Source organism: Hymenobacter sp. M1-2 (assembly GCF_057808495.1).
This window is the reverse complement of record NZ_JBTYZO010000002.1, coordinates 289,359-312,169: the sequence shown is the minus strand read 5'-3', so window position 1 is coordinate 312,169 and position 22,811 is coordinate 289,359. Positions and strand designations below refer to the sequence as shown.

22 protein-coding genes and 1 pseudogene are annotated in these 22,811 nt (G+C 57.0%); 12 read left to right on the top strand and 11 right to left on the bottom strand.

The window, feature by feature from the left end; translation table 11 throughout:
- Positions 1-92 precede the first annotated feature (92 nt).
- A complete protein-coding gene (locus tag ACYSMN_RS03420) occupies positions 93-5,522 on the bottom strand; it encodes a hypothetical protein (protein WP_488922437.1) in 5,430 nt (1,809 codons plus the stop codon).
- Positions 5,523-5,818: 296 nt separating this feature from the next.
- Here ACYSMN_RS03420 and ACYSMN_RS03415 point away from each other — a divergent pair, with 296 nt between their 5' ends.
- Positions 5,819-6,160 carry a hypothetical protein gene (locus tag ACYSMN_RS03415; RefSeq protein ID WP_488922436.1) on the top strand — a complete coding sequence of 114 codons (342 nt, stop codon included), beginning with the start codon at positions 5,819-5,821 and terminating at the stop codon, positions 6,158-6,160.
- A 314-nt stretch (positions 6,161-6,474) separates the two neighbouring features.
- Here ACYSMN_RS03415 and prmA read toward each other — a convergent pair whose 3' ends face one another.
- Entirely contained in the window at positions 6,475-7,305 is an 831-nt protein-coding gene (gene prmA / locus ACYSMN_RS03410) for a 50S ribosomal protein L11 methyltransferase (protein ID WP_488922435.1), read from the bottom strand.
- 178 nt (positions 7,306-7,483) lie between these two features.
- Between prmA and ACYSMN_RS03405 the strand changes: the two genes are divergently transcribed.
- Positions 7,484-8,197 carry a hypothetical protein gene (locus ACYSMN_RS03405; RefSeq protein WP_488922434.1) on the top strand — a complete coding sequence of 238 codons (714 nt, stop codon included), beginning with the start codon at positions 7,484-7,486 and terminating at the stop codon, positions 8,195-8,197.
- A gap of 44 nt (positions 8,198-8,241) precedes the next feature.
- A pseudogene (locus ACYSMN_RS03400) lies at positions 8,242-8,538 on the top strand (OmpA family protein); the annotation flags it as partial.
- Between the two features lie 106 nt (positions 8,539-8,644).
- Here ACYSMN_RS03400 and ACYSMN_RS03395 read toward each other — a convergent pair.
- From ACYSMN_RS03395 to uvrA, 6 genes are all read right to left on the bottom strand, one after another.
- Positions 8,645-9,028 carry a 7(1) septoil knot domain-containing protein gene (locus ACYSMN_RS03395; protein ID WP_488922433.1) on the bottom strand — a complete coding sequence of 128 codons (384 nt, stop codon included), beginning with the start codon at positions 9,026-9,028 and terminating at the stop codon, positions 8,645-8,647.
- Between the two features lie 151 nt (positions 9,029-9,179).
- Positions 9,180-9,947: a triose-phosphate isomerase gene (gene tpiA, locus ACYSMN_RS03390; RefSeq protein ID WP_488922432.1), complete on the bottom strand. Its 768-nt coding sequence runs from the start codon at positions 9,945-9,947 to the stop codon at positions 9,180-9,182.
- A 169-nt stretch (positions 9,948-10,116) separates the two neighbouring features.
- The gene (locus tag ACYSMN_RS03385; protein ID WP_488922431.1) at positions 10,117-10,893 is read right to left on the bottom strand and encodes a hypothetical protein; all 777 of its coding nucleotides are present in this window, start codon (positions 10,891-10,893) and stop codon (positions 10,117-10,119) included.
- A gap of 176 nt (positions 10,894-11,069) precedes the next feature.
- A complete protein-coding gene (locus tag ACYSMN_RS03380) occupies positions 11,070-11,252 on the bottom strand; it encodes a PIN domain-containing protein (protein ID WP_488922430.1) in 183 nt (60 codons plus the stop codon).
- Positions 11,253-11,379: 127 nt separating this feature from the next.
- On the bottom strand, positions 11,380-11,580 hold the full coding sequence (locus ACYSMN_RS03375; protein WP_488922429.1) for a DUF2281 domain-containing protein: 201 nt from the start codon (positions 11,578-11,580) through the stop codon (positions 11,380-11,382).
- 174 nt (positions 11,581-11,754) lie between these two features.
- Positions 11,755-14,682 (bottom strand): excinuclease ABC subunit UvrA, encoded by a 2,928-nt coding sequence (uvrA, locus tag ACYSMN_RS03370; protein WP_488922428.1) that lies wholly within the window; start codon positions 14,680-14,682, stop codon positions 11,755-11,757.
- 240 nt (positions 14,683-14,922) lie between these two features.
- Between uvrA and ACYSMN_RS03365 the strand changes: the two genes are divergently transcribed.
- From ACYSMN_RS03365 to ACYSMN_RS03325, 9 genes are all read left to right on the top strand, one after another.
- Positions 14,923-15,291, top strand: coding sequence for a 4-fold beta flower protein (locus ACYSMN_RS03365; RefSeq protein WP_488922427.1), 369 nt, complete (start codon positions 14,923-14,925; stop codon positions 15,289-15,291).
- 10 nt (positions 15,292-15,301) lie between these two features.
- Positions 15,302-15,592, top strand: a complete 291-nt coding sequence (locus ACYSMN_RS03360; RefSeq protein ID WP_488922426.1) for a hypothetical protein — start codon at positions 15,302-15,304, stop codon at positions 15,590-15,592.
- A gap of 105 nt (positions 15,593-15,697) precedes the next feature.
- Positions 15,698-16,114, top strand: a complete 417-nt coding sequence (gene arr / locus ACYSMN_RS03355) for an NAD(+)--rifampin ADP-ribosyltransferase (protein WP_488922425.1) — start codon at positions 15,698-15,700, stop codon at positions 16,112-16,114.
- A 50-nt stretch (positions 16,115-16,164) separates the two neighbouring features.
- On the top strand, positions 16,165-16,404 hold the full coding sequence (locus ACYSMN_RS03350; RefSeq protein ID WP_488922424.1) for a DUF433 domain-containing protein: 240 nt from the start codon (positions 16,165-16,167) through the stop codon (positions 16,402-16,404).
- 488 nt (positions 16,405-16,892) lie between these two features.
- Positions 16,893-17,573, top strand: coding sequence for a hypothetical protein (locus ACYSMN_RS03345; RefSeq protein WP_488922423.1), 681 nt, complete (start codon positions 16,893-16,895; stop codon positions 17,571-17,573).
- Positions 17,574-18,659: 1,086 nt separating this feature from the next.
- The gene (locus ACYSMN_RS03340; protein WP_488922422.1) at positions 18,660-19,163 is read left to right on the top strand and encodes a YdeI/OmpD-associated family protein; all 504 of its coding nucleotides are present in this window, start codon (positions 18,660-18,662) and stop codon (positions 19,161-19,163) included.
- A 299-nt stretch (positions 19,164-19,462) separates the two neighbouring features.
- The gene (locus tag ACYSMN_RS03335; protein WP_488922421.1) at positions 19,463-19,960 is read left to right on the top strand and encodes a YciE/YciF ferroxidase family protein; all 498 of its coding nucleotides are present in this window, start codon (positions 19,463-19,465) and stop codon (positions 19,958-19,960) included.
- Between the two features lie 86 nt (positions 19,961-20,046).
- Positions 20,047-20,655 carry a DUF4136 domain-containing protein gene (locus ACYSMN_RS03330; protein WP_488922420.1) on the top strand — a complete coding sequence of 203 codons (609 nt, stop codon included), beginning with the start codon at positions 20,047-20,049 and terminating at the stop codon, positions 20,653-20,655.
- A 229-nt stretch (positions 20,656-20,884) separates the two neighbouring features.
- Positions 20,885-21,061, top strand: coding sequence for a hypothetical protein (locus ACYSMN_RS03325; protein ID WP_488922419.1), 177 nt, complete (start codon positions 20,885-20,887; stop codon positions 21,059-21,061).
- 24 nt (positions 21,062-21,085) lie between these two features.
- Here the strand turns inward: ACYSMN_RS03325 and ACYSMN_RS03320 are convergent, their stop codons facing one another.
- The 3 genes from ACYSMN_RS03320 to ACYSMN_RS03310 form a co-directional block, all read right to left on the bottom strand.
- A complete protein-coding gene (locus tag ACYSMN_RS03320) occupies positions 21,086-21,529 on the bottom strand; it encodes a DoxX family protein (protein WP_488922418.1) in 444 nt (147 codons plus the stop codon).
- A 119-nt stretch (positions 21,530-21,648) separates the two neighbouring features.
- Positions 21,649-22,188 carry a dihydrofolate reductase family protein gene (locus ACYSMN_RS03315; RefSeq protein ID WP_488922417.1) on the bottom strand — a complete coding sequence of 180 codons (540 nt, stop codon included), beginning with the start codon at positions 22,186-22,188 and terminating at the stop codon, positions 21,649-21,651.
- Positions 22,189-22,276: 88 nt separating this feature from the next.
- Positions 22,277-22,696, bottom strand: coding sequence for a VOC family protein (locus tag ACYSMN_RS03310; protein WP_488922416.1), 420 nt, complete (start codon positions 22,694-22,696; stop codon positions 22,277-22,279).
- Positions 22,697-22,811: the final 115 nt, after the last annotated feature.

Sequence of the window (22,811 nt, the reverse complement as noted above, 5' to 3'; positions counted from 1 at the left end):
TGTACGCGTAAGAACTCGCTACGCTCGGGCGCGGAATGAATTTCCGCGCTACAGCAAAAACGCCCCAGTCAGAGACTGGGGCGTTTTGGTAGTTAAGAATCACCGAAAGGGTCGTCTTCTTTCTTTTTCTTCTTGCCTTCCTCCTTCTTCTTTTTCTCCTCCTCTTTTTTCAGTCGATCTTCTTCTTTCTTAGCCTGCTTAGCATCCACGGGGGGCTCATCGGTAGGCTCGGGTTCGGCCGCTTTTTCCTTCTTCTTTTTCGACGTGTCTTCCGCAGGAGCGGCGGCTTTAGTTGGGGGGGCTGGCGTGGTAGGTTCGGCAGCCTTCTTCTTTTTGGGGTCCTCGGCCGGAGCAGCCTTGGCATCACCGCCGCCGAAGGGGTCATTGGCGTCGGCGGTGGCTTCCTTCTTGCTTTTTTTCTTCTTATCTACTGGCGCTTCTTCTATCGGCATGCCATCGGCGTCGAAGGCGGGCTCATTGCCCTTCTTCTTTTTCTTCTTGTCCTGGTCGAAATCGAAGTTGCCGGTGCCAGCCGGGGCCGACGTAACGGTGGTCTTTTTCTTCTTGGGGTCCTCGCGCAGGTAGTCTTTGCGGAAGTGGTTCAGGAAGAGCTGTACTTCCTGGTCGTCACCGAGGAAGAAGCCGTACTGCGTAGCCGTGTTGTAGTCGCCTTTGGCTTTGAGGCCGATGATTTCGTCGAAGGATCCGTGCTGAGCCTTCGCTAGCAGGGCCGTACCCGAATACTTGAGGAAATACCAGGTTTGCGGCTCCGCTTCGAGGTAGAGCACTACTTCGTCCACGTTGTTTTCGCCCTTATGAATCTCAATGTGCCCGTCGATTAGCGCGTTCAAGTCCTTCTTGCCCACGCTGATGAGGCCAATTTTACCCACCGAATACCAGGCATTGAACTTCTCGCTCCAGCGCAGATCCACTTTGTTGAGCACGATGGTGTGCAGCAGCTTGGGCGAAATCTTCTGCAAAGGCTCATACTTAGTCCGCTTCTCAGTGTAGGTCTGCACCGTTCTGCTGCCCATGAACTCGCCGAGCTTGTAGAGTTCCGCCTGGGAGCCATTGAGAGCCTCCGGCGCGCCTTTGGTGTTGACGCCCATATCCAGGCCCATGGCCTCAACCGCCTTTTCAGGGATGTTGATGTCGAAGGCCATGAAGGTATCCAACGCGTAACGGCTGCTGTCAGGCTTGGCCCGGCCCACGCCCGAAGCCGCCATGTTATAGTCCTTGGTGGAATTGATGAAATTGAGTTTGCCCCGGAACCGCAGTTCCTGCGTGGAATCGGAGAAGCTCATGACCGAACCCTCGTAGATGTTGGGGTTGGCGATGTCGTGCTTGGCGATGGTGAAGAGGCCCTTCTTCTGGTCGTACGAGAGGGAACCGGCCACCTGGAACAAATTCTTGTCCGTGATATCCGTTTTGGGGCCCACGTAGAGCGGATACACCTTACCCGTACTCTCCGACATAAACAGGCCCGTGAACAGCTGGTCGTCGGCGGCTTTAGCTCCTGGCTCCGGGATGCGCAGCCGCACGGCTTTGGGGTCGATGGAGTCCTGCACCGCAAACCAGTCGGAGGCCGTGGGCGATTTGCTGAATTCGAGGCGGGCCTGCCCATCGAAGGTGAAACCGCGGCGCTTGGAATTCATGTTCACCCCACCCCGGTAGGCAATGCGGGGCGCCAGGTGAAATTTCTCCTTGGCATCGATGGTAGCCACGGCCACCGTGGGCGGTGCCGGCGCCACGTCGTTGTCGGCGTTGTTCTTGTCTTTCTTCAGCAGCCCGCCTTTCTTGGCCTTGCTCCCTAGCCCCACCGCCGTAGAGTCGACTCTGAAGTTGGCGAACTTAATGGCGAAGGAATCGGCGGCGGCGTTTTTGTAGCTGTAGAGGGCATTGCCGGTGAAGGCATTGCGCGAAAGCACCTTGATTTCGCCCTTGTACAGCTTATGGAACTTGGCCAGCGTATCCATCACGATGTTGGCGTTCTGGAAGGTCCGCATCTGGGCGTTGGCCAGCAGATATACTTTGTTGGAGTCGGGCTCAATCCAGGCATCAGCCGCAGCAATGTAGGGCACGCCGCCCGCCACGAGGCGGTAGCGCGACAGGTCGTAGACGCCGCTGGCGGCCCGGAACTTGAGGCCGTTCTGCTCTTTCTTGGTGGAGTAGAAGTAGGAGCGCGTGGAGTCGGCGCCGGGCGCCACTTTCAGCTGCACAATCTTCTTCTTGAAGTCCCACTTACCACCCGAGAGCGTGGTTTTGTAGTCGGAATACGGCAGGTCGATGCTGGACTTGTTGTCGCCTTCTTCGCGGGCAAAGGTGGTGTTGCCGTTCTTCACGTCGTACGTGAAGGCCACGTTGTTGGCCGTAAGCGCGGGCTTGTTCGGCTCCGCCGACTTGATACTAAGCGTCGATTTCTTACCCGTGTAGGAGCTAGGCTTGAAGGAGATGAGTGTGGACCGGATAAAGGACTGCGGGCCTTCCATGCCGCCGTCGCCGTAGAGGCCGCCGGGTGAGAGCGTAGCCGTGCCGCGGAAACTGTACTGGTCGCCGTAGAGCTTCATGGCCATGCCTTTGGGCTGCGTGCTCAGGTACATGGAGTCCTGCTTCACGGCCCACTTCATCTGGTAGCCGGGCGGCAGCGTCACCTTCGTGAACTCAGTGCCATTGAGCGGCCCCGGCAAAATGGTGCCCGACTTACCCACCGTCACGACGGAGTCTTTGTAGAAGATGAACTGCTCGCTATTAAGTGTGGCGGTGAGGTACTTCATGTCGCCGACGCCCTGAATACCGCGGTTGCTCATGCGCACCTTGTTGAAGAGGCGCGCTTTGCCGCCGTATACGGGCACGCCGTCTTTGGGTAGGTTGTAGACGAAGCCCAACGAGCCATCTTCTTGCAGAATCAGCTTGGTTTTGATGTCGGGGATGATGCCGCCCGACACGAAAGTACCTTTGAAGCCTACCGCCGAACGGTTCTTGTTGTTGAGCGAGTCGAGCTTGAAGGGCGGAATATCGAAGTAGATGGTGGTGTCGTAGGCGCCGCCGAGCACTTCGGGTTTGTTGAAGAACACGTAAGCCCCGGTGGTAGCATCGAACGATGGATACGCGCCTAGCTTCTTGCGGCCCGATTTGTTGTTGGGGTGATTGATGTAAAGCTTACCGGCCGATTCTTTTTTCTTGTTGGTGAGGGTGAAGTCGGTGTCTTTGCGGGCCTTCATCACCGAGCCCTTGGAGTTTTTGCCCTTCACGATAATGGAGTCAATCTTCGCCAGATCGATGAAAAAGCCATCGTAATCGAACTTGAACTCCTTGCCCTTGAACACGAAAGCCGAGGCCACTACGGTGCCATTGAACAGAATGCCCCGGTTTTTCTGAATGCGGATGATGCTGGAGTCCGGCTTCACGAACACCGTCACGGAATCGTCGGAGAAGTTGAAGCGCTCCACGCCCCGCACCGTGAGGTCGTTGTTCTGGAGGTTGAGGGTGGCGTTTTTGCCGGAGGGCGAAAGGCTCTTGATGGCAATGTGGTCGTAGTCCTTTTTGCCCCGGCTCGAACTCACGTAGTGCATGGCTTTGGGCCGCAACGTAATCTGCTGGGTCTGCGGGTTCCAGTCGACGTAGCCGTCGCGGGCGAGGCCGGCAGCGGCGGAGCGCACGTTGGCAGGTTGCAGCTTCCGGTAGGTAGCCACGTCCTGCACCGTAAAGCGCCGCACGTTGCCGTTTTCGGCGCTGTAGCCCACCATCATCTGCAAGGGATGCAGCTTGTTGATGGACTTGATTTGCTGGTAGCGGGTACTGGTGTAAAATTCTTTCGATTCGAAGTTGGCCGTAACCTGATTTTTGGCCGTCAGAATGGTGAAGTCGATGTAGGGCGTACGGATGGGCCACGTCAGCATCTCCGACGTAATTTCCATCTGGTGGTAGGAGTCGTAGTAAGGCGTGGTTTTGTAGAGGCCGTTTTCGCGGGTGAGTTGGAGCTGCTCGTTCTTCTTTCCGTATTTCAGCTTCACACCGGGGTGCGTAAGCGAGTCGATCTTATCCTGGAAAATCGTGACCGAAGCCCGCTCCGCCGTGATGATGGAGTCGCCGAGCACGTAGGCCCGGCTGGCGGCCCGAAATTTGGGCTTGCCGTCCACGTCCACGAAAATCCGCGACAGAGACCCATCCAACGAAGCCGACAACGTGCGGCCCCCAGCTATAGAGAAGCCTCCGTAGTAGCGGATGTTGGTGCCGATGTTCTTGACGCGAGCATCGTTGGTGAGTGAGATGAAGCGCGGATAGCCGGAGTCCGTAGCGCCCGGCTTTTTCTTCACGTTTTTGTAGGACAACGCGCCCTTAATAGGCGCTTCCAACACGGCCGGATACGTCAGTATCACGGGTTCCGCTGTGAATTCGGCCTTGTTTAGATCGAAGTCATAAGTAGTGAATTCGGCGCTAACTGGGTTGCCTTTTATCTGCCAATCGTACTTGCCGCCGTAGCCCACGAACTTGCCGGTCTGCGGCACCACGGCCCCACTGGTTTTCTTGATGGTTGTAGAATCGGAGCTGCTGGAGATAACCAAATCGGCATCCTTGAGCACCAGTACCGGCCCGCGGGTGGGCGGCGCCACGTAGTTGTCGAAGTAAGGCGCGGGTTGAAACGCGGGCTCCGGCTCGGGTGCTTTGGCAGCGGGAGCGGCACCAGCTTTGGCGGGCGCAGTTTTAGCGGGTGTTTTCTTCGGGCTTCCCCAGCCATCATTACTATCGCCCCAGCCGCTGCCGCCGCTGCTGCTCCAGAGGTCGGCACTGTCCCAACCATCGGAGCTGCGCTTCTTGGGGGTCGCTTTCTTGGCGGGAGCTGGTTTGGCGCCCGGCTTCACGTCCAGCGGCTTGGTTTCGACGGCGGCTGGCGCCGGAGCCGGAACTGGCGCCGGAGTTGGCGCGGCGGGAGCCAGACTCGGCATGTCCTGGTCGTTGTAGGCGAAGGAAAAGCTGCCCCCCACTACGCGCAACGTGCTGTAGCGCGAGCGGTAGAGATACTTGGTATCCAGAAACTGCGCGGCGGAGCTGATGAACTTGGCGGCTTCGGGGCCGGGGTCGCGCTGTACGGTTTTAGTTACGACGGCCAGGAACTCGTCCATCTGCGGGTCGGTGAATTTCTGGTACAAGGCCCCCGCTATAATGGCTTGGTAAAGCATTTCCAAGTGCGGGCGGGGTTTGTAGCCTAGCTTCAGCATCTGCTGCGAAAGCACTACAATGTTGCCCTGCTGGGTGGCAGTAAGCTCGTTGCTGCCCCAAAGCTGCTGGAAATTAGCGCCGGTGGCTTTGGCAGCCGCGTTGTTGCTGGCCGCCATCATTAGCTGCACGTCCTGGATGAACTGCGCAGGCTCAGAGGAGAGCTTACCAGTAAATCGGGCAGCCGGAGCGGCCGGAGCCGTGGGCTGCTGTTTGGGTGGTTGCGGCTTGGGCTGCTGAGCCAGCACCGGAGTGCTTAGCAGCAGCGCCGTTGCGCAAAGCCACCCGAAAACGAATTGCTTCATAGGAAATTCCGTCGGAACCTGATTAGTCGCCTACAATTTCGGTAATAGTCGGCATACTAAGAGAGGTGGATGCTGCCCAGATTTCATTTTGCTGGTTTTGGACTATTTAGCCCGGCTACCGTCCTACAACAAAATGCATTGCCGCCGTTTTGGCTACCTCATCTGTAGCGCAAAACGCAGTTTTTCGGGACGTTGTAAATTTCTTATAGACTTTACATTCGGAGTGGGCTAAAAGAGTATCTTTCCGGGCCGCATCTGCGTACCCAGAAAGGTAGAACCCTTTATTCCATTGTCTCATGCTCAACGCTGCTTCCCGGCTTTCTGCCCTCGCCCCGAACGCGCTGCTGCGCGTAGTTCAGAACTTACGCGACGATATCACCCAACGCCTGGGCAAATCTTCCGCCACGGTAGCCGAGTGGAAGGATATACTGCTTCTCGTCGACCCCGTGGTGCAAGTGCGCCCGGAGTGCGGCACCGTCATTGTGCAGCGCGGCCGCGCCGCCCTCGACCGGCTGGCCCGCCACTACCTCGTTCCCCCGCGCGACATACTGCCCAAGCTCAGCGCTAAAGCTTTGGTGCACGAAAATCCCGCCAACTACGGCCTCTCCGATGAGGAATGGCTGGCGCTTTGCCTCTGATTTAGAAGTGAGAGGTTGGAGTATTAGAAGTGAGACCTGAGAAGTTAGACTTCTTGCGTTTTCACTTTTTTGTAAGAAGGCCCGTTTCAGAAATCTGAAACGGGCCTTTTTCGTTGCTCCGGTCTGCCCGCTTTTTCGGCGGGCTGACCGGTCGCCGCAAGCTGATGTTGTTTGGTTTTGTTTGTTCTAGTGGCGCAATTCCTAATTCCGCGTACTTCATTGAACAAGCGGCGCGCACTTCGACCGTTCAGCCCGCCGAAAAAGCGGGCAGACCGGAGCCGGACAGCGCCTTACTTCATCACCTACTCACTTCATCACCCTAAAAAAACAGCGGATACCCAGTGGTTTTGGGTGCGGTGGCTTTGGTAGTGGAAACCGGCTTTTTCGGCGGCGGCGCGGATGAGGGGCAAGTCGTCTTCGTAGAAACCGGAGAAGAGAATGGGGCCGCCGGGCTTGAGGTACTGGGCGTAAGCGTCCATGTCTTCGAGCAGCACGTTGCGGTTGATGTTGGCCAAAATGAGGTCGAAAGGCTCCTCCCCTGCCAGCGCCGTAATGTCGCCGAGGCGGGCTTCCACTTTGTCCTGGACGTTGTTTTCGAGGGCGTTATCGGCGGCATTTTCAGCGGTCCAAGGTTCTACATCCACGGCCAGTACCGACGCGGCTCCTAGGTGCACGGCCATCACGGCCAAGATGCCGGTGCCGCAACCCATGTCGAGCACGCGCTTGCCGCGGTGGTCTACAGCCAGCTGGTTGGTAATCATGAGGGCCGTAGTGTCGTGGTGGCCGGTGCCGAAGGACATGCGCGGCATAATCACGATTTCGTATGGCAGGTCGGGGCGCGCCTCGTGGAAGGGCGCCCGCACCGATACTTTGTCGGCAATGACGAGGGGCTGAAAATTCTTTTCCCACTCGGCATTCCAGTTCTGGCGCGTAATCACGCGGTGCTCGTAGGTCACCTCGCCCTGGCCTTCGTAGCGGCTCATAATTTCGGCCACGGCGTCGGCCGAGAACTGGTCTTCATCAATGTAGGCGCAGAAACCTTCTTCGTTGTCTTCGAAGGTGTTATAGCCGACTTCAGCCAACTCGGCCACCAATATATCGGCCAATTCACGCGGGGTTTGTACGCGCACTTCTACAAAATCCATGGGTAGCAAGAAGGAAATGAACTCAGTGAATCCGGCCGGGCCGGGGGACAAAGTTCGCAGGAAAATATGGCCGCCACTGACCCTGACCACAAAAGCTCACCATCCTTCCACCTATCCATTTATATAAATAGTGCTTCTTTTGATGTTCCAATCCAACGCTTACCCCGTCAACACATCTATGAAAAAAACGACTCAGCTCCTGGCTACCGTCGCCCTGGTAGGTTTGCTCGCCGCCTGCGGTTCCAAAGAAAAAACCGAAGAAACAGCCATGGCCACTACGCCAGAAGCAACGACCACTGCACCAGCTACGGAGGCGGCCACCACCGCACCAGCCACTACCAGCGAAGCACCCGCCACCACTGCCGCCGCCACTTTCGACATTAATTCGCTGCCCGTTTCAACGGCCAATATGGGTGCTTTTCCTTATCTAAGCGGCTTGCAAGGCTACTCAGCCAGCAGCGGCAACAGCGAAGATTATGACTTTGAGCGGGCCTACGTGTACGACGGGAAAAATCTGGTGCCCATTGAAGGCAAAGTATCACAACGCTTCTTCCAGCCCGATAACGGCGCCAAAAAGGCTTCTGAACTGATGATACAGCGCAACTACGAAGCGCTGCTCAAAAATCTGGGCGCAACGAAGGTTTCCGGAGACAAAGTCCCGCGAGAGGTAATCGAAAAAATTGGCCAAGACGAAGTATACAAGCACGGCAAATGGTCCATCAGCACCGACCACATCACCGACACGTACGCCATTCGGCAGAAAGACAAGGAAGTATGGGTCCAGGTAACGGCTTTAGGCAGTGATGGAAACTACAACCTCACCGTGGCTGAGCGCGCCGCCATGCCCCAGCAAGCCACGGTGATACCCGCCGACGAGTTAAAAAAAAACTAGACACTGAAGGCCGCGCCACCCTCTACGTCAACTTCGACACCGATAAAACCACCATCCAGCCCGAATCAGAGCCGACGGTGGCAGAAGTGGTGACGTTGCTAAACCAGAACCCAACGCTACGCTTGGCGGTGCACGGCCACACCGACAATGCCGGTACGCCCGCCCACAACCAGCAGCTTTCCGAAGGCCGCGCCCAGTCGGTGGTAGCTTCGCTCACGCAGGCCGGTATTGCGGCCAGCCGCTTGCAAGCCGCCGGTTTCGGCCAAACCAAGCCGCTGGCTGATAATGCCACCGAGGAAGGCAAGGCCAAAAACCGCCGCGTAGAGCTGGTGAAGCTGTGAGATAGTAATGAGTAATGAGTATTGAGTAGTGAGACTTTTGTTCTACTGGTCCTATTAGGAATAGGATGAAAGTCTCACTACTCAATACCCACTACTCACTACTAAACTACTGTTTACGGCAGCCGGCGAAGGAGCGAACTTTGGTGTAATGAATACTGAAGTCGGCTACGCCTCGGTCATTGGAAACAAAGAGGACGTAATCGGCGAAGTCGCGGGCTTCGGTGAAATACCACAGGCCAGTTTTGTCGGCGAAGAGCTTGTTGTCTTCCTGAAATACTAGCACGTCGGCAAAAGCTTCTTCTGGCTCTTCGTACACGGTCCCGAAACAGAACCCACGCCGCCGCGAGTCACGCTCCAGGTACACAGAACCGAAGATGCGGCACGGCTCCAACGAGCCGGCGGGGGCGGCTACTGCCACAAACGGCACGGGCGGCTGCGGCCGAAACGGATTCAGGGCCAGCATGCCAGAAAGAAGGAGCGTGGTCAGCATTTGAGATATAGTGCTTAGTTGTTGGTGCTTGGTGCTTAGAGCACAAAGAGTTTGCCAGCGAGGAGTAGCTGAAAGGGAAAACTTAAACACCCACCAGCTACATTCCAGTTCTGACCTCTCTTCCTATGCACTAAGCACGAAGCACTACTCACTAGAAAGACTTAATGATTTCGGTGAAGTCGCGGGACTTGAGAGACGCGCCGCCGATGAGGCCGCCGTCTACGTCGGGTTGGCTGAACAGCTCGCGGGCGTTTTGCGCGTTGGCCGAGCCACCATACAGGATGGTCGTGTTTTCGGCGGCTTCGGCGTCGTAGGCGCGGGCTATCTGCTCCCGGATGAAGGCGTGCACTTCCTGCGCCTGGGCGCTAGTAGCCGTTTTGCCCGTCCCGATGGCCCAGATGGGCTCATAGGCAATTACTACCTGGTCGAACTCCTCGTTGGAAAGGTGAAACAGGCCTTCTTTCAATTGCTGGCTGATGAAGTCGAAAGTTTCGTCGGCCTCTCGGGTTTCCAGACTTTCACCCACGCAGAAGATAGGCTTGAGGCCGGCGGCCAATACGGCTTTCAGCTTTTGACTCAGCAGCTCGTTATCTTCTCGGAAATACTGGCGGCGCTCCGAGTGGCCTAGAATCACGTACTCCACCCCCACCGATTGCAGCATCTTCGCCGATACCTCGCCGGTGTAAGCGCCACTTTCTTTCTGGTGGCAATTTTGGGCGCCGAGGTGAAAGCGGCTGTTGGCGGGCAGCTGCTTGCTGATAGCCGACAAAAACGGAAACGGCGGGCAGATGACCACCTGCACCTCACTCGGGCCGGTTACTTCATCTTGCACCATATTGGTGATTTCCGACACCAGGGCGAGGCCGTCCTGGAGAGTCGTGTTCATTTTCCAGTTGCCGGCAACAAGGTTTTTACGCATCGCGAAAGAGGTGGAAGTTGAAGCCGCAAGTTAGCGGGTCTGCGCAGTAGCGCGAAGCATGTGTTAAGCAGGCAGTTGGTAGTGAGTGGTTGGTAGCAGGACAGCACACTATCGCCATCTCGTGTTTACTTGTCCAACATCTTATTACTTACGACCTACTACTTAAAAATTACACCCCAGCGGCACGGCGGCGCTGGCGCGAAGACAGCACAAAGCCCCCCAACGCGACAATCACCGCTCCTGCCAAAGCGGCCCAGCCTAGCTCGGGATAAGTTGCGCGCCGAGACACCCAGATAGCTATCAGCGCCCAAGCCACCACCAGCGGAAACGCCACTTCCAGAAACTGCCGGCTCACCAGCAACCCTAGCGCCACCACCACGGCCAACAGTACCAGCGTCAGCAGCACATTCACGTTTTCAGCGGGCCGCCAGCCAAGCTGTTGCAAACCAATAGTGATGTTGATAGTAGACGCCACCGAAATCCAGCCTAGGTACAGCGCAAACGGCAGGCTTGTCCAACGCGGGGCTTCCTCCGCCAGCACCCGCCGCCGCGCCCGGTCGTACACCACAATGAGCGCGCCCAGAATTACGAGCATAGTAAGCACACTGGGCAAAATCAACTCATAAGCAAACAGCACCACCCAGGTTGCCGTGGCCACCGACGCCAACGTGAGCGGCCGGGCCACAGCATCAGGTAGTGTTTTATGGCGTTGCGTGGGCAGCAGCTGCCACACCACGTACACCGTCAGGCTCAGAAAGATGAGGCCCCAGATGCTGAACGCGTAGCCGGCCGGCGTGAGCAGCGTTGGGTATTGCGCCGACACCGCACCCATGCTCTGCCCATTGAAAGGCCGGGCATTGGAATAGTAGTTCAGGATGATGTTGCCGAGCACTGTAGCCGCGGCCAGCCAGCGCCATGCGCGGCGGCCAGTCGTTGCATGGAGCACATGCGTCGAAGTTGAAGTAGCCAAAGTTTCCATAGAGCAGCAACCAATAAAGTCGGTTGTTGCTTACGCAACGGCCCGAGTAACCGTTAAGCTGGGCCAGCCTCCCACTGTATTTGCACCGCGTAGCTGCTGAAATGAGCATCGCGGCTCAGCAGTGTCAGATTCTCGCTCATGGCCTACGCAATGAGCAGCCGGTCGAACGGGTCCCGGTGGAGCTGTGGGAGGGTGAGCAGCTGGAATAGATGCTGGTCACTGATTTCGAGTATCGTAAAATCGAAAGACCGAACCAAGGCTACCCATTCCTGGTACGGCCGGGGCAGAACCAATTTGCCGAGACTATCCTTAATTCTATTTCCCACAAAGTTGCGCGGCTGATGACCATGCCGACTTTAACATCGGCAATCAACTCCGCCATTGCGGCGGGCAGGCGCGGGTCGTTGCTAGCGTACCATAACAGAGCGTGCGTATCCAGTAAATACGTATCCATCACATATAATCCGCGAAGTCCTCCAGCGGCTCGTCGAAGTCGTCAGCCATCCAGAGGCCTGCCCCCCGAGCAAAGCCTAGCGGCGCCCGAGTTTTAGGCGCCGACAACTCCGTTATTGTCTGCGCAATTTTTTGCAGCGCCACCTCATCCAACTGCTCAATGGCCGCAATGACTTCTTTTTTCTGCGCGTCGGTAATCATGGCTGCTCGGTTTGTTCTGTAAACTACGCAAAAGCCCCGGATGGTTCGCACCTAGGGTTGTTAATGCACTACTACAACAAGCCTTATCAGTTCCATAGCCTAGGGCTTCAGCCCTGGGAAACCAGCACGAGCCTTAACGTCCCAGGGCTGAAACCCTAGGCTACGGAATGACAGTTACAGCTTCTCGGCTAGGAAGCGGGCGGTATGGTTGCTGTCTTTCAGCTTTATCATGTCTTCCGGAGTGCCTTCGAAGAGAAGGTGGCCGCCGTTGATGCCGCCTTCGGGACCGAGGTCGATAAGCCAGTCGGCACACTTGATGATGTCCATGTTGTGCTCGATGATGAGCACCGAATTGCCTTGCTCCACCAGCGCGTTGAGGGCCGTCATCAGCTTGTTGATGTCGTGGAAGTGCAGGCCGGTGCTGGGCTCATCGAAGATGAAGAGAATCTTATCCTGCTGAAGCGTAGCGCCTTTGGTGAGAAAGGACGCCAGTTTCACGCGCTGCGCCTCGCCGCCGCTCAGCGTGTTGGCCGACTGTCCCAGGCGGATGTAGCCCAAACCCACGTCATCGAGAGGCTTGAGGCGCTCCACTATTTTCGGCTGGTCTTTGAAGAACTGAATGCTGTCCGCAATGGTCATTTCCAGCACTTCGTTGATGCCCTTGTCCTGGTATTTCACGTCCAGAATGTCCTGCTTGAACTTGCGCCCCTCGCAGGCTTCGCAGGTCAGGAAGATGTCGGCCATGAACTGCATTTCGATCTTCACCTGGCCCTCGCCCTGGCAGACTTCGCACCGGCCGCCATCAATGTTGAAGCTGAAGTGTGAGGGTTTGAAGCCCCGCGCTTTGGCTAGCTGCTGGTCGGCAAAGAGGCTACGAATGGCGTCGTAGGCTTTCACGTAGGTGACGGGGTTGGAGCGGCTGCTCTTGCCGATGGGGTTTTGATCCACGAATTCCACGTGCGTCACCTGGCCGTTTACGCCGGTGAGACGGTCGAATTTGCCAGTGGCTTCTCCTGCGCCACCGCCGAGCTGCTTGAGCAGGGCCGGCGCCAGAATGCGCCGAATGAGCGTGGACTTGCCGGAGCCGGACACTCCCGTTACCACCGTCATCACGTTCAGCGGAAATTTCACCGACACGTTCTTGAGGTTGTTTTCGCGGGCGCCGGTCAGCTCCAGCGCGTTGCGCCAGGGACGGCGCACTTTGGGCACCGTTACTTCCATGCGCCCGCTCAGGTACTGGCCCGTGTAGGTGTCGGAGGCCAGTACCTCGGCGTAGCTGCCCTGGAATTGCAGGATGCCGCCGCCGGAACCCGCGTCGGGCCCGATGTCGATGATTTGGTCGGCTTCTTCCATCATCTTCTCTTCGTGCTCCACCACAATCACGGTGTTGCCGAGCTGCTGCAAAGACCGCAGCACGCCAATCAGCTGCTCGGCATCCTTGGGGTGCAGGCCAATGGACGGCTCATCGAGAATGTACATGGAGCCCACCAGCGCCGAACCCAGCGAGGTAGCCAGGGAGATGCGCTGGCTCTCCCCGCCCGACAACGTGCTGCTCAGGCGGTTGAGGGTGAGGTAGCCCAGGCCCACGCGGTTCAGATACTCCAGGCGGTTGGTGATTTCCGTCACGAGGCGCTCGGCCACTTTGGCGTCGTGCTCGTCGAGGTTGAGGTTCTGGAAGAACTCCAGCGCTCGGCTCACCGGCAGCAGTACGAGGTCGGTGATGCTTTGGCCTTCGATTTTAACGTATTGCGCGTCTTTGCGCAGGCGGGTGCCGCGGCAGTCGGGGCAGGTGGTGCGGCCCCGGTAGCGGCTTTGCAGCACGCGGTACTGAATCTTGTGGGTCTGCGTAGCTACCCACTGAAAGTACGTGTCGAGGCCCTCGAAGTACTTGTTGCCTTTCCAGAGCAACTGGCGTTCGGCCTCGCTCAGCTCGTTGTAGGGCCGGTGAATGGGGAAGTCGAAGCGGATGCCGTTTTTGAGCAGGGGCTTGAGCCACTCGCTCTGCTTGTCGGTGCGCCACGGGGCAATGGCGCCTTCGTACACGGTCAGGCTCTTGTCGGGAATCACCAAGTCCTCATCAATACCGAGCACCGAGCCGAACCCCTCGCAGGTTTGGCAGGCGCCGTAGGGATTGTTGAAGGAAAAGAAATTGACGCTCGGCTCCTCGAACACTAAGCCGTCCAGCTCAAACCGGTCGGAGAAGACTCGTTGTTCGTCGTTCGTTTTTTGTTGTTCGTTGGCCTTTCCAGATCGTTGTTCGTTGTTTGTTGTTTGTTGTTCGTTGGCTTCTCCCTCACGAGAAACGGATAACGAATAACGAACAACGAGAGTCCCGTGGCCCTCGAAAAAGGCTGTTTGGACTGAGTCGGAAAGGCGGAACATCAGGTCCTCGTCGCCGGACTGGATGACGGCGCGGTCTATCATGATGTAGACCTCGCCCTGCACTTCGGGGTGGCCTTCGGCAAGCAGCTCTTCAATGAAGGCGGTTTCGCCGTTTACTACCACGCGGCTGTAGCCTTTTTGCAGCAGCAAATCCAGCTCCTTGCTCATGGGGCGGCCTTCTTCGGAGGGTAGCAGCGGGGCCAGCACCATCACGCGGGTGCCGCCGGGCAGTTGGAACAAGGAGTCCACCACGTCGGCCACGTTGTCTTTGCGCACCTGCTCCCCACTCACGGGCGAGAACGTGCGGCCCACGCGGGCGAAGAGCAGCTTGAGGTAGTCGTAAATCTCGGTGCTGGTGCCTACGGTGGAGCGGTTGTTCTTGATGCTGACCTTCTGCTCGATGGCAATGGCCGGCGAAATACCCCGGATATAGTCCACGTCGGGCTTGTCCATGCGGCCCAGAAACTGGCGGGCGTAGGAGCTGAGGCTCTCCACGTACATGCGCTGGCCCTCCGCGTACAGCGTGTCGAAGGCCAGCGACGACTTGCCGGAACCCGACAGCCCCGTGACCACGATAAACTTGTTGCGCGGCAGCGCCACGCTCAGGTTCTTGAGGTTATGCACCCGGGCATTCTTGATAAGGATGAACTCGCGTGGGTCGAGCTGGTCAATGGGGTCGGCTGCGGGGGCAGCCACTTGCAGAGCGGATTTGTCGGCCATAGACGGGTGAACAGCCGCAGCCGGGGGTTTGGTTTCGTACGGCGCGGTTTGGGTAGACGAAGGTACGGCGAGTTCTAGATGGTATTCGTCTGCTTTATAATACTGTTGGAAGAAATAAGCTCGTGTGACAATAATAAAGACAATATCTTGTATGCTGAAAGTATGTTACCGCTATAAAGAGTAGCAGCAATACGTACAATGGCGGCGATAAGGCTGCTTTCAACCTTTAAAATACATTTCATGACACCTCTCTTTGATAAAAATGCCGAGCTAGTATGCTGGCTTAGTAACGATAATAAGCACATCTTTGACATTCACATGTCTTGGGTCGCTTTTATTTCAAACAACAATATATGGACTGCGAATAGAAAAAATTGGGTTGGTATTTTGAATGGAACTAGCATAAGGGACATAAATGGGAAAACCGCATTTTGGAACTCACAAACTTCAATTTCTAACAGTCTAAAACCTATACGCCCAATAGCTCCACTAACTCCACTCAAACCTCTTAAACCCTTAAAACCATTAAAACCGTTGAAGCCATTAAGGCCGTTAGCGCCTTTAGGTGGTTGGTCTGATTTGAACTGGGAACAATTTATTAACTCATAGAACGATTACAATGGCACTACTCACGAAAAACGACCTTTATTATAAGGACTATTCTTGGACAACTATTCCAGGAGACAGTCCAAAAGTTTCTGGAGAACCAGACAGTACCCTATTGAGCAGAAAAGAAGGGTACGAAATTCTATATTTTGTTAATAAATTTTCTGAAAAACACAATTTTAAATTGAAAGCTTCAGCAATTAAAGCCGAAAAAATGATACGACAAGAATTACCTAGTAATATCCGCAGCCAAAAGGATATTAAAAAATGGATAGAGGATAATTGGAAATCCAGCAATGTGTAGAACATAGAGAATAATCACACTTTATAAAGTAGTCATTGATTTTAGTCGCGAAAGCAGCAAATAAGATTATCAACAAAGAAAACAAACAGTCCCACCAACTACCCAATGCCCACCACTCCCAACCAAAGCCCCCAGCAACTCTACCACGGCACAAAAGCCGATTTGAAACCGGGTGACCTTATTGAACCTGGCTTCAAGTCAAACTACGGTGCGCAGAAGAAGGCGGCTTATGTCTATCTGACTGCCACGCTGGATGCGGCTACCTGGGGGGCGGAGCTGGCCCTGGGCGAAGGGCGCGGCAGAATTTATATAGTAGAGCCGACCGGCCCGATAGAAGACGACCCCAACCTGACGGACAAGAAGTTTCCAGGCAACCCTACCAGGTCTTACCGCACCCGGCAGCCGCTGCGGGTTATTGGGGAGGTGGCGGAGTGGCAAGGGCACTCCGCCGAGCAACTCCGCGCCATGCAGGAGAATCTGGAGCGCCTCAAGCAACTCGGTATCGAGGCCATCGAAGACTGAGAAGAAAATACGAGCCGCAACTTTCTCAACCCATCCAGGTATTTTAAACCATGGATATCAGAGCCCTTATCACCGTTGACCCCGACATTTTGGGCGGCACCCCCGTCTTCGCCGGAACCCGGGTTCCGGTGGAGAGCTTGTTCGACCATTTAGAGGCCGGCGTACCGTTAGACGAGTTCCTGGACGACTTTCCTTCCGTAAGCAAAGCGCAGGCTATTGCCTTGCTCGACACCGCCAGCAGATTGCTGACCTCTAAAAATATAGAGCAATTGTATGCGGCTGTTGCTTGACGCCACAAGGGACCTCACCCCGAACCCACTCATCGCGCCGCCTATCCCACTACGGCAGCCGCGCGGCACAACCGCTGCAATCTAAGCCCCGCCCGACGACGCCAAGCACCTGTTGCCTCACGCCGAAGGCTCTTGCTACCTTACTGTAGCCTCAATTGCCATCTTCCAAACCCACGCCGCCGCGCCCGAAGCTCCGCCCAACATGGCCAAAGCAGCGGAATTAGCTAGTGGATGGACCTTCGGGAGCCCCAGACAGAGCTTTGGTTGCCCCAGACGGAGCTTCGGGAACTACAGACACAGCTTCGGAAGGTGCAGACGCGGCTTTGGGAGGTGCAGACAGAGCTTCGGAAGGTGCAGACGCGGCTTCGGAAGGTGCAGATGCAGTTTTGGTTGGGGAAGTTGGTTTATCTGCGGGGAAGGGGTAGATTCGGGTAGCTACTGCCGAGCTGGCAGGTGGCCTATTGTTTCTTTCTTAATTCCTCTTTCGTATGCTCGACAAAGAGCCGATTGCCGAATATCCCTTCTCGCAGGCTGAGCTGTGGCAGCGCTGCCTCGACCTCCAACCCGCCCTCGACCGCGATGCCGCCGCCCTGGCCGGGCGCGGCGTGACGGCGGCCCGCCTCCAGCAGTTCAAGGACGACACCGCCGAGTTTGGGGAAATGGAGCCCGACACGGTGCTGCAACAAGAAGGCGCGGCCGTGACCGACGAGAAAGACGCCACGCGGGTGGCACTGGAAACGGCCATGCAGCAAGTAATGGGCATCATTGCCAGCCAGGACGACCCGCGCACGGCCCGCTACAAGCGGTTTGGGGTAGCCAGCGTGACCACGCTCTCGGAGCCCAAGCTGAACCTGGCCGCGGCCATGCTAGTGAAGCAAGGCCGCAAGTACGTGGGCGAATACGCGGAGAAAGGGCTGACGGCGGCCCTGCTCGACGCGGTGGAAACCCAGCGCGAAGCCTTCGTAGACGGCCTCGTAGACCGCAAGGAGGCCGAAAGCACCCGCAGCAACGCCACGCGGGCGCGCATCCGGTTCGCCAATGGCCTGTACCGGCAGCTTGTGCAGCTCTGCGCCACCGGCAGCGCCTACTGGCAAACCAGCGACGCCACGAAAGCGGCCGAGTACGTGATAGCGCCCGCCGCCGCCAAGCCTACTCCCGCGCCGCAATAAGCCAGCGGCCCGGCGCTACCCATATCCAGAAAGGCCCGGTTGGCACGCTGCCAGCCGGGCCTTATCGTGCCAGTCGTTTCGTTAGAGCGGTTTCGGCATCAGTATACGGCGGCTGTTCCCGCCTCGGCGCAGGCTCATGCTGCAACCGCTCCAAGTGGTGGGGCGACGGACTAAAGTCCGTGCCACAAGCACTTGCCGGGTAGCTGTGGCACGGACTTCATTCCGTCGCCCGCCTTGGCACCCCTCTACCTGCCACGTACCAAGAGCGGTTCCGGAGTCAGGGTTCGGCGGCCGATTCCGCTTCTGTGTACACGCAGCCCGAAACGGCTCTGGTTTCGGATAGCGGAAAAAACACCAGTCAATTCCAGCTCGACCAAAAGTCCTTAAGCCTACTTAGCCCAAGTGGCCGCGTAGCGGCGGCAGGTTTGTAGAACACCAGGCCTGAAACGACCCCGCGCCGCGTCGCGGTGCCAGATGGGCGGGCGTCTCTGGCACCGCGACGCGGAGCTACTCCCGCCAACCAACTTGAGGCTACAAACCTGCCGCCGCGACGCGGCTGCTCCGCAACATGGGTAGCACGCTTGCCCCAAATGGCGGGGTGGCTACTTGCGGTAACCGGATTTACGCATACCAGCCTACCGCTCAGCCCCGGAGGGGCGGCATATCGGTAGTAGGGAGGCAGTAAAGAAGAATCGAGCCCTGTAGGGGCGGCACCTAGTAAGGTGGTTTGTCGGTGTCGCCCCTATGGGGCTTGGGATCATGCAGGCAATGAATGTACTACCGATATGCCGCCCCGCCGGGGCTTGCTCGTTACTATCGTTTCTCTACCGAATATGCCGCTCCGCCGGGGCTGAAACGAACCTGGGTACATTGGTTGCCCGACGCCCAACGCGTGGTTTTTCGGGCCTAGACAAGCTAGCAACGGACTTGAGGGGGTGGGAGTGCTTGAAAGGTTGGGGGCGAACTGTAGCGCGAAGCTCCGGCTTCGCGCATCGTTGCTGATGTTGAGCGAGGAATACTGTATTGTTGCAGCGACGTCGTTCAACGATGCGCGAAGCGGGAGCTTCGCGCTACTTCACCTCCGCCATGCCTACCGAAATCTGCAACACCGATATTACGCTGGAACGGTTTCCGGGCAAGGGGGGCTGGACGTACGCGCCGCTGCCGGCTACCGTGACGGCTCCTAAGACCTGGTTCAATCAGTTGCGGGTGAGTGGGCAGATTGACGAGTACGTGCTCGAAGAAGCGCATCTGATGGCTATGGGCAAGGGGCGGCTATTTCTGCCGGTGAAGGCCGCTATCCGGCAGCGCATCGGCAAGCAGGCCGGGGACGTGGTGCGATTGGTGTTGTTTCGGGCTGAGGAAGACGCCCCGCTGGCCGTATCCGAAGCCGATTTTCGGGAGTGTCTGGCCGAGGTGCCCGGCGCTTTGCCGGCCTACGAGCGGCTGAATCAGACCCAGCAGCAGGCTTGGGTAAGGTGGGTGGACACGGCAGCCACGGATGAGCAAAAAGTAACCCGCGCCGAAATGGCCTGCACCCGATTAGCGGCGGCCCTGACGAGTGCCGAGCCTTGCTTGCCACCTGCCTAAAGTTGGTGGAGCATGACGTGCTCGGCAGCGTAGCGCGCAAATGTGGGCCACGACCCAACCATTTGGCCGCAAACCAGACCCCAAGAAAATTCTAGCAGCCAAGATATTTTCAGGCCCATAGTAAGGCCGGGTAAATCACTGCCGAAAACCGACGATTGCACCTACAGCCGCTTTTTATGCTGCTCTAGCGACGAGTCGTGCTCTCTATGAGATGAGGCAGCCTACGGTTGCTCGGCTATAACGCGCGGCCAGTGAGTTCGTAGCAATAGCCTTATCACTCACCGTAGACTGTTTTGATCATGGCTCAGCTAAAAACCTTAACCGACTTACTCGCGCACGAAATTCAGGTGATGTACAGCGCCGAGAACCTGCTACTCGCTGGCATCCCGCGCATGATACAGCACACCGAAAACCAGCTGTTGAAGGACGCCTTCCTGGTGCACGTCAACGAAACCAAGCAGCAGGTGGAACGCCTCAAGCAAGCCGCCGACCAACTGGAAATTGACCCGGACGGTGACGGCAACCCGGGCATGAAAGGTCTGATTGCGGAAGGCGAGAAAGTGATGCACAAAGACGCCGAACCCGAAGTGCTTGACGCCACCCTCATTGCCGGCGCGCAGAAGATAGAGCACTATGAAATAGCCGGCTACGGCACCATTGTAGCCTTATCCAAACAGCTCGGCTACTCTGAGTTGGCCGACCTGTTCGAACTCTCGCTCGAAGAAGAAAAGAAAACCGATGCCCTGCTCACGCAGCTAGCCGTGCGCGCCGTGAACCCGCGCGCCGAGCAAGTGTAAGCGGCCCTTGTCGCAGACGCTGCTCCTACCCTCCTAACGCCCCGGACGATTTGGCTGAATGCCGCGTCCATCCCAACTCACCACCTATGAAAACTTCCCTGAGTATTATTCTCCTGCTGCTAGTCGGGCTACTGAGTAGCTGCTCGCCGTCGGTGGCCGTGCAGCAAAAACCGGGCACGGACTTCTCGAAGTACCGCACCTACGACTGGGCCAAAATGGACGTCAAATCGGCCAGCTCCCAAAACCCCATTTACTCAAGCAGCCTCAACGACGAGCAGATTCAGAGCGCCATCAACAGCGAACTGACGAAGCGCGGCCTACAACAGGCACAAGGCAAAGCCAAGCCCGATTTTTACATCTCCTATCACCTCTACATTGAGGAGGCGGAACGCACCGTGGCTAATCCGCCCGCGCCGGGGTTTGCGTATCCGTACGCGTTTTCTTACCGCGGCCGGTTTCTGCCCATCAACTACGGGTATTGGTACAGCACGCCGTATTACAACACCGGCTACCGCACCGAAACTTACGAGGAAGGCACCCTTATTCTGGATTTGGTGGATGCCCGCACCAACAACCTAGTGTGGCGCGGCTCCATGGCCAACGCCGTCAATAACCCAGCTCGTATCGGCGAAGAGTTTGCCAGAGCAGCCAAGGATATTCTAGAGAAATTTCCGGCCGGCACCAACAGATCCTGAGTTTAGTGCCTAGTGCTTGGATGCTAGAGCTTAGCTTACGCTGTTCAACTTTCAGCCGGCAGATTCTGGTATCGATCCGCATTGCAAGCAAACGGGCCGCCCAAGTTGGGCGGCCCGTTTGCTTTGGCGGCGCTACTAGATCCATTCAGAGACGGAGGCAGCAACTGCGCAGGAAGAAAGTACCTACTTTGGCGGGGCTATAGCTTGTCTTTCTTTTCCTTGCTTCCTTATGAATGGTGTTTCTGCTGCCTTGGGTGGTGTTTCCATGCTGGTGTTCGTGGTCTTGTGGTGTGTTGGCGTTGGCTTTTTGCTTTACCTCGGAGTACTCATACTACGCGTAATGGTGAAACTCAACGTGTACCTGCAACTCCTCATCGACAAAGAGCAGGAAGACCGGGAAGACTGAAATGGCAGCGTAGCGGCCGAGTTTTTACGCGAGGTTGCTGCTGCCGGAGCGGGAAGATTGCTCCACCTTCTTCCACAAGAAATACGAAGTGAACATAACCACCAGCGCAATAACGGCCGGAATTGTCGCGCCAAGGCTGCCATACACGAAGGCACAGGACGCGGCCGCGCCAATAAAGTTGATGGTGAAGCCCGCGTAGGCCCACTCCCGCAGCGTCCGGAACCGGGTCTGCACCAATGCCAGAGCGCCGAGAATCTTCGCTACGCCTAGAATCCTAAGGATGTACAGTGGGTAGCCCAGGTGGCGGATGGCTTCCTGGCCATTTTTCTCCCCCATTAGTGCCGTAACGCCGTTCAGCAGCATAAACGCCACGAAAAGAAGGGTGATGCTCCAGTACAGAATGGTAGTCGTTTTGGTCTTCGTAACAGGTTGAGCGGCAGAAGCGGTGGTGATGTTGATGGTTTCCATGACTTGTGGGGTTGAGGGTGAAATGAGTTGTTGAAAGGTTGTACAGGCTGCTTAGGATGTGCATCAGAGCCCACCTGTAGCCCAGAGTTTGAGTTTCGAGCTATGGAGCCGACGAGAAACTATTGCTGGTCGGGTTGGTAGGTGAGGACGATGACGCCCGTGCTGGTTGTTTGCGTGTTTGTGAGCTTTAGAGTGGCTTGGCTACCTTCCGTGAAGAGGCGCTGGCCGCTGCCTAGCACCACCGGATGCACCATGAGCCGGTACTCGTCGATGAGGTTGTGGGGCATGAGGGTGCGGACCAGCTCGCCGCTGCCGTAAATGAGAATGTCCTGGCCGGGCTCTTGCTTCAGGCGGGTCACTTCTTCCACCACGTTGCCTTGGAGAAGCCGCGCGTTCCAGTCCAAGGTGTCTAGGGTGGTGGAGGCGACAAACTTGGGTAGGCTGTTCATTCGATCTGCAAAGCCACCCTCGTCTTTCATAGTGGGCCAGGCGGCGGCGAAGCCCTGGTAGGTCACGCGGCCGAGCAGCAGCGAGTCGCAGGCGAATAGTAGGTCGTGCTGCATCTGGGCTAGCTCATCGCTCCAGTAAGGCACGGTCCAGGAAGGGTTTTCCATCACGCCGTCGAGCGACAAATACAGGGCTGCAATTACTTTTTTCATGGGGTTGAGGTGCTTGGAGCTGCCGTTGAGCTGTGCTGAAGTGGCCGCCTTCTTCGTGTTGATTTTCTTCTCTAATTAGGCCAACTGATTAGGCAGCCGCTGGCTCGTAGTTGAGCAGCCAGCTCATGCCGAATCGGTCGGTGAGCATACCGAAGGTGGCGTCCCAGCATGCCTCGGCCAGCGGCATCGTTACGGTGCCACCTTCCGCGAGCTGGTGGAAGCAGTGCGTTATATCCTCTGGGCGGTGAAAGTGCAGCGACAGCGCAACCGTGTTGCCGGGGGTAAGCTGCTGTAGGCCGGCATCGGAGGCCATTAGCACGAGGCTGCCGTTGGTCAGGCGCGCGTGCAACACGCCTTGCCGGGCTTCTTCCGGCATGTCGTTGCCGGCCGGGCTATCAGCGAAAGTCTGGATCTGTAGTTCGCCGCCCAGACATTGCTGGTAGAAGTGCATGGCTTCGCGGCAGTTGCCGTTGAAAGCGAGGTAAGGGGTCAGTTGGGGCGTTTGCATAAAACTGGAGGTTGAGTGAAAGATGCTGGTTGCTGCGTATCGGGCCGGCTCGCTACTAATCTTATTGACTATTTCTAGAGCCCTGATGCCAACAAAATTAGCAACTTCACCAGCC